Source organism: Cylindrospermopsis sp. CR12, assembly GCF_001432185.1.
GTDB classification, from domain to species: Bacteria; Cyanobacteriota; Cyanobacteriia; order Cyanobacteriales; family Nostocaceae; genus Raphidiopsis; species Raphidiopsis raciborskii.
This window is the reverse complement of the sequence record NZ_LMVE01000124.1, coordinates 639-12882: the sequence shown is the minus strand read 5'-3', so window position 1 is coordinate 12882 and position 12244 is coordinate 639. Positions and strand designations below refer to the sequence as shown.

At 44.6% G+C, this 12244-nt stretch carries 3 protein-coding genes; 1 reads left to right on the top strand and 2 read right to left on the bottom strand.

What is annotated here, in order from left to right:
* Both ASL19_RS13965 and ASL19_RS13960 read right to left on the bottom strand, forming a co-directional pair.
* On the bottom strand, positions 1-8933 hold an 8933-nt coding region (locus ASL19_RS13965; protein WP_082604705.1), incomplete at its 3' end, for a S8 family serine peptidase.
* 106 nt (positions 8934-9039) lie between these two features.
* Positions 9040-9303, bottom strand: coding sequence for a hypothetical protein (locus tag ASL19_RS13960; protein ID WP_006278322.1), 264 nt, complete (start codon positions 9301-9303; stop codon positions 9040-9042).
* Positions 9304-9815: 512 nt separating this feature from the next.
* On the opposite strand from ASL19_RS13960, the gene ASL19_RS13955 reads away from it, so the two are divergent.
* On the top strand, positions 9816-12244 hold a 2429-nt coding region (locus tag ASL19_RS13955), incomplete at its 3' end, for a choice-of-anchor L domain-containing protein (protein WP_200959875.1).

Genomic DNA, 12244 nt, shown 5'->3' with positions numbered 1-12244 from the left:
CCTACTGCATCGGTAGCTGTGACTGTTCCCACTTGGAAGTTAGCCGTTTTTCCTTCTGCATAGGAGAACGTTTGGTTGGTGTTTACAACGGGGGCGGTGTCATCCACATCGGTGACATTAATAGTAATGTTGGTAGAAGTAGATGTGTTACCAGCAGCATCACTAGCAGTTATTCCTAATGTAAACGTATTTGGATTAGTCTCAAAGTCATTGGACGCGGCTGATGCAGCTGCACCTGCTGCTGTGAGGGTAATTACTCCACTGTTACTAATGGCAAAGAACCCGGAATTATTTCCAGATGCGATCGCAAAGCTTGTGACTCCTACTGCATCGGTAGCTGTGACCGTTCCCACTTGGAAGTTAGCCATTTTTCCTTCTGCATAGGAGAACGTTTGGTTGGCGTTTACAACGGGGGCGGTGGTGTCTCCTCCACCAGTAGTACTATTAATAGTTATCGTTCCATTGACTGGGGTTAGAGTCAGGATATTATCACTTGAGTCAGTTATATCGTTGTTAGGAGCCAAACTCAAAGTAAGGGGAGTAGTTCCAGCAGAAGCGGAGGATTTAATTGTGAAATTAATCGTTGCCAAATTGAGTGGTAACCCAGAACTAATGTTAGTACCGGTAGCGTTCGCTCCCGTGATAATAACAAATCCCTGGGAATCATTAACATTCTCAACTGTGGTGAAACCTGCCGCTGTATTAGGGGTCACATCTGAAGAATTACCAGTAGCGGAAGTAATATCCAAGATGTTGGTATCAAAGACAATTCGCAAACCATAAGACGCTATATCATTGGCCCCATCTTCAGTTGAGGTTACTGAAAGAGTGACGCTGACGATGTCTCCCGGATTACCACTGGTGGATGAGACAGTAATTGTTGGGTCCAGACCTGGAACAGCAAGAGAAGGATTTGTGACAGTGGGAATAGACGGGGTACTTATTCCAGCAGCAAACCGCAGTACGTTAACCGCATCAGCTGAATTAGTTCGACCATTGTTGTTCGTATCCGCAATCAGATTAGGATCTACTAAATCAAAGGGATCAAAACCATCACTCAGTCCTGCGGCTAATCGTAAAACGCTAACAGCATCAGCGGAGTTAACTCTTCCATTGGCATTAGTATCTCCAAAGAAAGCAACTTTCTGTACAGCAGTGCTATCGGAAATAGTTACAGATCGCGAGCCAGCACGAGCACCAGCACTTATCTCTAACACTTCCGCAGAATTAAAAACTGCACTTGTGGGAACATCCGCAATTAGGCGAATCACTTCTCTATCCCCAGAAGCTAGAGGGCTACTGACCCCATCATTAAGCTTATCCCGTAGATCAACTGTCACCCTTCCACTGGCAATAGTTGGCCTACCCACAATTTCCCAAGTATCTTTTAAGGCATCGGGAAGTTGAGCATCAGTAATATTTAGTGCATCAGGATCGTAGTCCACCGTAATCCGAATATTAGTCAGCCCATCAGTATCGGATATTTTTACTGGTATACCAGTACCATTAATATTTACTGGTTGACCTGGTCCACGAGCAAAGCTAGGCAAATAGACCACAGGCCCAGCAGCTGGAACATTAAAGGTAGCCGACTGCAAGTTACCAGCGGTTAAATTGGCACCTTCCGCTTTGAAATCAGATGGGTCAGTATAGGTAATGGTATAGTCACCTGCTGCCAAGATGGGATTGGTGGGAACAAAACGCAGTGTGTTATTATCTTCATCATACACTAGCGAACCTGCCACAGATCCACTGGGACCATTAACCCTCAAGCTAGGTGTAATACCACTCGCACCATAGAGTTGCAGACTGGCCACATCTAGGGGAAGACTAAACCTTTGAGCGAAAGATGTGCCTCGATCAATCCAGGTATTAGGTTGATCAAGAGATGCCTTGACCATATCCAATTGATAATTGCCAGTGTTTTGATAAAACTCTCGCAGTTGAGCTTCAGTTAAAGCGGAGCTAAACCCTGGGTCATTCCCGAAGGCAAACTGGTCAGTGCCAGTACCAGTGGACATTACCGCGAAGTAATAATTACCAGGTGTTAGATCTGCCAGCACGTTACCCGTTACAAGTCCTTGTGGACCATAGTTATTTAAGGTAACCGAGGCACCTTGAGAATCAAAAAGCTTTAAGGTTGGGCGAGCATCATCGATGGCAATACCTGTACCACTGGTAGTGAAGCGATAAGCACCAGCTTCAGTAATGCTAACTGGATAAATATCCACATCATCAGCACCTACATCAGAGCTAGTAGCTGTCACATTAGCAGCATTGCCTGTTAACCCTTGAGCCTCAATGTAAAGACGACCAAAGGCATTACTTTCTTCCGCTGTGGCGCTATATTGGTCTATGTCTTCACCCAGACTAGCAAGGATGGTGCGGGGGGTAGAGCTAAGGGTGTAAGTGCGGGGAGTTCCCTGTCCAAACAGATCAATGTCAAAGTCTAGGGAGTTACCATAAAGACTTCCCCGTAGGTTAGCAGCATTGAGAATACCAGTTAATAACTGGCGATCGCTACCGGAAAGGCTCAAATCAAGGGTGTAGTTGCCCGTATTAGCGGATGTTCCGCTGCCCATGATGAGAGGATTGAAGTTTTCGTTCCCATAGCCAGCAACGCCTACATAGTAGTCAGTACCAGGATTAAGGGAGATTTGTACCGTATTAGGACTGCTGCTAGACGTGGAGGCTGATAGGCGATCGCCCTGTCCGTTAAACACATAGACCGTAGGCACCAGGGCACTTTGTCCTGTACCTATTCCCCGAGCTGTGGCCGTTAGAATACGTGGTGTTGTGCCAGTTCCCTGGAAATTGACTTTCACAAAATCCACATCGGTTGCACCAACCGCCACCTGATCATCGTTACCAATGTTACGCTGGAGGGAAGTGAGGTTACTGCTGCCAGTATTAGTCTGAGTTAGATTAAAACTGGGTAAGTTAGCGTGGATATATCCATCTGCATCTGTTGCAGTAGTGGCACCTCCACCGTACTGCAGATTGATTTGGTAATCTCCCGTAGATGGGTTTGTGCGTCCATCCAAATTGTTCAGATCATAGGTCTGGTTACCGCTGGCGGATACGCCAATGTAATACGTACTGCCAGCGGTCACATCCAACCGAACAAAACTATCAGTAGAATTGTTGCCCGATTCTGTAAGTGAGTCCCGGTTAAAGCCCTGAGCCGTACTGTCGTCGTTAAAGTAGGGACTGGGAAGGGCAATACCATTGCCATCAAAAATCCGCAGGTAGGTATTCAGGCTATTACCAGTGGCTGTGTCTATGTCAATCAGCACTACACCACTTTCATTGGCTACAAACCGATATAAATCTACATCACCGCCCGTAACATTAATTGTTGCATCTGCTAAGATGTCAGTGCCAATCCGCTCAGAAAGGGTCAAGTTAGAGCCATAGAGGAGGTCAACGGGAATAGCACCATAGAAAACACCGTTGGGGTCTTGGGGAGCAGTTTTGGGTTGCAGGATGATGCTCAACAGGGATGAACCCGTACTACCCGAGCGACGGCTTGAGTCATTATCAACAGCATCAGGCAAAGTATTGATGTTGTAGGTGGAGTTACCATGACCGCTCACCCCTAAATAGTATGTACCTGCTGTTGTGAAGACATATTCCAGACGAGACAGTAATCCTTCTCCACCGTCATCATCAATGGCTAACTCATTACCACTGGCATCAAATAAACGCAGCACAGTGTCTATTGAGTCATCAAAACTTCCATCGCGATCGGAATCTAATAGGTCTAAATAGGCTTGACCGCGTGTCTGCCCAAATTTCCCAATGTAGTCAGGGACATAATCACTGGTTTGGAAGATAACCAAACCGGGATCGACGGTGAACTTGATCAGGTCCACATCTTGGTCTCCTACCGCAATGAGATTTTCCGGTATGGGGTCAACACCCGGTACGTTTGTATCTAGCCCAATGATTGAAGGAACGTCAGCACCGCCAGCAGTGGCAAAATTACTTAAAGCACCTATATCCCGTGCCCCCGTTGCTGTACCATTGGGGTCACCCACAAAGGGTGTGGCATTGGGATTAAAGGCAATGCTGATGGCGTAATCTCCATTACTACCTTCAACCCCACTGTTGGCACTGGTGGGAGAGTAAGAGAAATTGGCATAACCACTGACACCAAAGTAATAAGTGCCTGCATCTAAATAGGCATTGAGACGAGAGTAGAAATTAGGTCCCGTATTATCATCCGTTCCCAGTTCATTACCGTAGACGTCAAACAATCGCAGAATGGTATCCATGTCTACACCGTTCTGCGGACGAGAGGTCTCCAGGCTAATAGTACCAGGTTGGCTCAGTTCAAAACGGTACATGTCCACATCCGCTGGAACTAGATTATTGGAACCTGGGTCAGTTCCCACACTGAACGATGATGTATCTGGACTGGTGAGGATACTTAAATTTCGCTCATTGATCACACCCAAATTGGTGGCTGTTGCCAAGGTGGCATTGGTGTCCTTACCATAACTGCTTATAAGATCCGCTTCATAGAAGGTCGAGCCGCTCTTTCCAAATATTGGATCTGTTGTGATATAGTTATAATCGTAGGCATAGCCATACTCAGATCCAAGACCAGCAGACCCTTGTCCCCAAGCATTCCATGCCCAGCCATAGCCTGTATCACCGTCATAGTAGTTGTAGACGTAAACCGTGTTGGCAGAGGAGTAGTTGGAGTCGGAATATACAGAATCAATTTTGTAGTAACCTGTTACACCAGTTTCATTGGCTTGGTCAATACGCTGATCTTGTGTGTAAGTACCAGAAGTAGCGTAACCATACCCTTGGTAATAGTCACCTTCTATGACATCCGTGGTAGCTGGGTTGTCATTGTAGTAGTAGGTGAAGTAGTACAGGTCAACTCTACTAGAATTGCCTAGATCCGCCTCATAATAGTTGTTGAAGTAGTTATCGGGACTGGAGTAGTAGTAGTCGTAAGCATAACCTGATTCTGACCCTAGTCCGCTATACCCCTGAGCCCAAACGCTGTAAGCTGGTCCGTAGTTTGTATCAGCATCATTGTAGTGGAAAACGGAGACCTCACCGACAGTGCCGTATGTAACACTAGAGATAGAGGTAATTTGGTAGTAACCTGTTCCACCAGTTTCATTAGGGGAAGTTTGGTCAATAAGCTGATCTTGAGTATAAGTACCAGAAGTAGCGTAACCATACCCTTGGTAATAGTCACCTTCTATGACATCCGTGGTAGCTGGGTTGTCATTGTAGTAGTAGGTGAAGTAGTAGAGCTGCTTGTCATTACTGGGTACGACAAGATCAACTTCGTAAAACTTGGAGAAGTATGTGTCTGTACTTAAATAGTTAGCATCGTATGCACTACCAGATTCAGAACCCAGACCATCATAGCCTGAACCATAGGCATAGATTGCTGGTCCGTAGCCAGTATCCGCATCATAATAGTAATCGACGAAAACGGAGTTAAGATAGCCAAAGGAATCACTATAGACAGCGGTGATATCGTAGTAACCTTCCAACCCAGTTTCATTGGGGGAAGTTTGGGGAATACTTTGACCTTGAGTGTAAGTGTTAGCAGCTGCATAACCATAGCCCTTGTAATAATCGCCATTACCATAGTTGTAAGTAAAGTAGTAAAGTTGTCTGTCTCCACTGTTACTCGTAACTAAGTTGGCTTCATTAAAGGTACTAAATGACGTATCAGTACTTTGATATGCATTGTCGTAGGCATAACCAGACTCGAAACCTAGACCACTATAGCCATTACCCCAAACGTAGTGGGCATAACCATAACCACCACTGCTACTCAAAGCATCATAGTAGTTAGTAACATACACATACCCAGAAGAGTAATTATAAGCACTGTCGTAGACATAATCAATGATGTGGTAACCTGTCTGACCAGTTTCATTTGCAGATTGTTGGTCAATGCGCTGATCCTGAGTATAAGTACCCGCCACAGCATAGCCATAACCTTGATAGAAGTCACCATTGCCATAGTAGTAGGTGAAATAATAAAGCTGGCTTCCCGGTTGTTGGGTGACAAGGTTAGCTTCGTAAAAGTTGTCGAAGTAAATATCAGTACTTTGATAGTTATAGTCGTAGGCATAGCCCGATTCCGATCCCAGACCGCCGTAACCGGACCCCGAAACATAGTAAGCAGAACCATAACTGCCGCCGGGGTCAGTATTATTGCCATCAGCACCATCATAGTAGGAATTAATGGTCACCTGACCAACAAGACCATAACTTTCCCAAACTGAATCTATGACATACCGACCAGTTAACCCTAATTCATTGGGAGCAGTGACGGCAATAACTTGTCCTGACTGATAGGTATTGGCATTGGCATAACCCCAACCTTGGTAGGAATCACCATTACCATAGGTGTAGGTAAAATAGTAGAGCTGAACGGGGGGATCAATTACTACTCCATCAGATAGATTTGCTTCATTATGCTTGGAGAAGTAAGTATCAGTACTAGCGTAATTATAGTCATAGGCATAACCTTCTTCAGTTCCCAGCCCTCCGTAGCCAGTTCCAGAAACGTAGGAGGCATAACCATAAGCACCGCCAAGGTCACTTCCATTACCGTCTGCACCGTCGTAGTAAGAATAAACACTTACGGCGTTGAGCAAACCATAGTTACCCTCGAAAACTGAATCAATGGTGTAGTAACCATTATTCCCTGTTTCATTGGGTGATGACTGATTGATGCGCTCACCTACAGTGTAAGTACCAGTAAGGGCATAACCATAGCCTTGGTAGAAGTCGCCTTCTACGACATTCGTGGTGGTTGGGTCGTCGTTATTATAATTGTAGGTGAAGTAATAAAGTTGGTATGTAACCACGGGTTCTTGGAGATCAGCCGTGTCGGAGCTACTAAAGGAAGTATCAGGTCCGCCAAAATTACTGTTATAGGCGAAACCAGATTCACTGCCTAGTCCTGCAGTACCACTAGCATCTACATAGATGGCATAACCAAAACCAGTGCTGCCATCGTAGTAATCAGTGACTGCAACTTCTCCTACCGTACCTGATTGATCATTAATTACTTCTGTGATTGTATAACTTCCTAGAGATCCAGTGGGTCTAATGCTTTGTCCTAATGTATAAGTATTAGCAGCTGCATAACCATAGCCTTGGTAGAAGTCTTCAGTCTGTTGACTAGAGTTGAAGACAAATCGGAAAAATTGGGAGGTACCATCTCTAGGAGTAGGAGGGGAGGTAAATAGACGATCTACTGCTTGTACGGCATCATAAACATCAATGCGTAGATAGGTGGACCCTGTGGGGGTAACATTGGTGTCTTCATCATCGCCATCCACAATTGTATCAGCAGTATCCAGTAAAATTCGACGAATCTCATTAGGTGTCAAAAGGCGATCGCCGAAAGTAAGGGCGGCATCTTGCATCAAGGCAACCACTCCAGAGACCATAGGTGTGGCCATACTAGTACCAGCAAGGCCCCCTATTTGATTTCCAGGCAAGGTGCTTTCAATAATTGCCCCTGGGGCGAAAAGCATACCAGGATATGTACTGAGTCGCTGACTGAAGCTCACCAACCTATCAGCACCGGTTGTATTATCTCTACTACCACTCCATCTAGCATTGCTAACGGTACCATCTTGCCACACAGCCCCAACTGCGGCCGTACTGGCAATAGCAGGAATAGAGACATTTTCCCGGAGACTGGGGTTTTGATGATTTTGGGCGTAGCTGTTACCTGCTGCGGAAACCACGGTAACCCCCGCCTGTTCTAGCTCTTGGATCAAACGTCCCCATGAATTGTAAACTGGATCATCCTGACCTTCTGGGGTTTGGGTATAGAACGCGGAGGGAATACCCAGGGACATATTGACAGCAACGATGTTGTACTCTGATCGATGGTCTAGAACCCATTGCAATGCCTGGGCAACTTCCGATCCATCTTGACCTTCCCCCAGTACCCGGAGTCCGATCAAATCCACGTTGTTGGCTACGCCAATATTTGGGTCTGTTGCTCCAATAGTGCCGGATACATGAGTACCATGCCCATCCGGGTCATTGTTGTCGCTTAAAATGCCTCCTAGTAAAGTTCGGTCATTTACATCGGTAACGGTAACTGCTATGTTCTGATTTACCGTATTTTGACCATCAAATACGCTTACCTGGATATCATAGATATTATTGCGACCCACATCTGTAGGCGTTTCATAGTCTGAAGCGGTAACGAAACTCAGGGATCCTGTACTAGCATTGATAGCAAACCGAGCTTGATCACTCCCCCCAGTAATACTGAAACTTAGGGGGTTGTTCTCTGGGTCGCTGGCAGTGACATTACCTACGGTGGTTCTATTCTCAGCAACGGTAAAACTAGGGGAATTAGTAAAGGTCGGCGCTTGATTGGTGGGAAGCTCATTCACATCAGTCACGGTGATGGTGATATCCTGCTCAACCAAATTTTGACCATCACTTACCTGGATGCGCAAATCGTAAACATTATTGGTGCCCGCATCCCCTGGGGCCTCGAAATCAGGGGCGGTATTGAAACTTAAAGCCCCTGTAACACTGTCGATCGTGAATTTATTTTGATCTGCCCCCCCAACAATGCTGAAGGTCAGAGTAGTACCCGCATCCTCGTCCGTCGCCATTACACTGCCAACACCAGTGGTATTCTCCGGGACGGTAAAGTTGCCACTACTAAAGGCTGGTGGTCTATTAGTAACAACGGGTGTACCATTAATAAAATCTACATAGGCAAGGATATTGGGCGACAGGAGTTGATGTCCTGTATCCACACCAGTGTCAAGAACAACAACGGTCAAACGCTGATCCGGTTGACCATCACTGTTACGGTCTGGAGCGTTGCCATCAATAATGTTAGCGTAACGTGGATCGTTACGGAGAGCATCGAGACCTATTAATCTAAAAGCTGGGTTAGACACGACTTACCTTTAATAATTGATTATTGACTAGTTAGTTAAAAAGCTGCTCTTACACAAATCGATTCAAGTCATGGATACAAGCTTCCGCTTGCCAAAAATTGTCCTTTTAGACTCCATCGTTATCGCTGGGCTGACTAATTCTAGCAAAAATGCGGGAAAGTTCGGACTTGGCAGAACGAAGCACTCTTAGCGAAAACTCAGTATCGTTAATTTCTTTATCAATGCGGGCTAGATCCAGTAATACAAGTTTTTGTTGTTCACTGAGGGTAGCTACATCAAGTTCCTGATCATCAATTTTGACTTGGGTGGGCAAAGTAACCCTGGAAAGGTCCAGGTAGGGACGAGACTGGGTAGAAGGGGTTTGAGACATAATTCACCTGGTAGTAGTTATCCTTTAAGATATTCCGCGCTAAGCGCTAAGTGGTAGAGGTTTACTTCACGGCGCGCACGCCCATCGTAACATTTTTAGGGGATATTTTGACTTCTCTCCGTCAGAGACGGGGATTCAATGAACCGTTTTTGTTCCACAACCGTACTCTATTGGCGCAGTCAAAAACGCCTTACTGACTCTAAATACTCTTTAGACCTATTTCTACTCTACCATATTGAGTGACATATGTCAATACATCAACAAAAAATTATGAGAAAAGATAAGGTGATATTCATGGATGGGATAAGCTAAGAACTAGTTTATGCTTGACAATACTTTTACTAATATTGTAAGTTTTATTAAACTTTGTAAATTTTGATTTTGTTTAACCCCGTCCTGTATTGTATATCGTACAATTCTGTATTGTATAATTGTGGTGGGATTTTGTTGTTCCCAACATTAATTCAGTTGGCTAACCCTTCCCAGTTCTCATGTTAATTAAGGATAATCAAATGGCTGACGCTTTGGATTTAGCTTCTGCAATTCTTGGTTCTGGTGTGGCGATTACGGATGCAAACTTTACAGGCAAGGATGCCGCCGTTTTAGAGTTTGATTTTGTACCAACAAATAGTTTTCTCACTTTTAACTACGTTTTTGCGTCTGAGGAATATAACGAGTGGGTTAGTACCCAGTTTAACGATGTTTTCGGTTTCTTTGTGACGGACTCATTAGGTGTCACAACCAATATTGCTGTTATTCCAGGAACAACAACTCCAATTGCTATCAATAACGTTAATTCTTCAACCAATCCCGCTTACTATCTTAACAACGATACTAGTGACTTTGGTCTCTCGACTACACCCTATAATACAGAGTTTGATGGCTTTACCACTGGTTTAACTGCAGCAATCCAGGTCATCCCAGATAAAAAATATCACTTTAAGTTGGCTATTGCCGATAATAGCGATGGGATTTACGACTCGGCGGTTTTTATTACCAAAGGCAGCTTTGCTTCCTTACCGTTAGTTCCTGTCACCGATTCCTTTTTAGTCAGTTCATACTCGTCAACCCCACTAGATGTTCTTGCCAATGATTTAGTTCTTGAGGGTAAACAGCCTTTTATCAAGGCTTTTGACTCATCGAGTATCAACAGTGGAACAGTTTATCTCAATGATAATCAGACACCAGACAATCTACTGGACGATAATTTACTTTATACTCCCCAGTCAGGTTTCAGTGGGGTTGATAGTTTTAATTATACCCTTGGAGATGGTAGTGGTAATGCCGTGACTGGAACCGTTTACATTCAGGTTAACATGGGAGGTGGTGTTTCCACCCTATCGGTTGGTGATGTCAGCGTGGTAGAAAATGGTTCCTATGAAGTGTGGATTCCTGTTACGTTAACGGGTATTGCGGATCAAACCTTCACTGTAGATTATTCGTTGAGTCCAGACACTGCCACGGAAAATCAAGACTATACGCCTGTTACCGGAACTCTTACCTTTAACCCTGGGGATAGCATTCAATACATTGTTGTTCCTCTGCAGGATGACGACAGTGTGGAAGGGAATGAAACCTTTTTCGTGAATCTCAGTAATGTGTCCGGGGGAGCCGTTTTGGGTCAAACAACGGGGACAGTGACAATCACAGAGAACGAAAAATATACCTTTACCTATTTCTACGGTAATGGGGATAGCTACAGTGGTTATGGTTTTGCACAATTGGGAACCCACGGTGTGGGTAAGTTACCTTATAACTATGACAATGAAACGGGGACACAAAAAGGCTACTATGTCATTGACTCCGTTGAAGATAGTGAAACCGGCACAGATGGCTATGTTTATATTACCAGTTATACTGATGCTGATACGGGTTTTGGCGAAACTACGAATATCTGGTATGGTGGTGGCTATTCTGGCTTAGGTTCAGAGTATGGCTATGCTTATAATAGTGACGGCAGTGCATCTGATCCCTACTTTACTCAATACTACGAAGCTGACATTATCAGGCAGAAATATACCTTTACCTATTTCTATGGAAATGGAGATAATTACTCTGGTTACGGCTTTGCACCATTGGGAACCTACACTGAGGGTCAAATTATTGGCAATTACATCAACGAAACGTCCCTATATCCTGCACGCACAGGAGCTGTAGAAAACAACACACTCGGCTACAGTAGAGATTCAGTCTATCATCTGACCTACACCTTTACCAATGCCTCCGATCTCCTAACATTGAACTTTAGGGGTTCCAATTTGGAGGGCATTTGGAACGAAAGTTGGGGCTTGGATAATGTGAAAGTGACTGCGGGCAGCTTCACCCATACCAATGACTTTGAAACAGATACTGTGGAAGGATGGTCCAGTTCTACCCGTTCTACAACACCTGTTGGCTCTCGTGATTTCTTGGGTGAATTTGCCAATGATACTGTTAGTCTTAGCCTAAATCACCCGGATCTAGCCAACAATCCCATTACCTTAGAATTTGATCTGTTTATTATCGGAAGTTGGGATGGTAGTTTTATACCGGGACCAGATTACTTTACGGTTGAAACTTCCGAAGAGCAAACTCTCTTAAACTCTACTTTTGGAAACAACGAGTTACAGGGACAAACCTATCCTGATAACCTACTTGGTTACTACACTATTGACTCTGTTGAAAATAGTGAAACCGGCACAGATGGCTATGTTTATATCACCAGTTATACTGATGCTGATACAGGATTTGGCACTACCACTAATGTATCCGGTGGTCTTTATGCGTATGGTTTAGGCTCAGAGTATGGCTATGCTTATAATAGTGATGGCAATACATTTGATCCATACTTCAATTCATACTACGAAGCTGACATTATCGGGCAGAAATACACCTTTACCTATTTCTATGGAAATGGAGATAATTACTCTGGTTACGGCTTTGCACCATTGGGAACCTACAC

Bases quoted from the DNA above. Each gene is read 5' to 3' on its own strand.
- ASL19_RS13960 (WP_006278322.1), bottom strand. From the start codon at position 9,303: ATGTCTCAAACCCCTTCTACCCAGTCTCGTCCCTACCTGGACCTTTCC.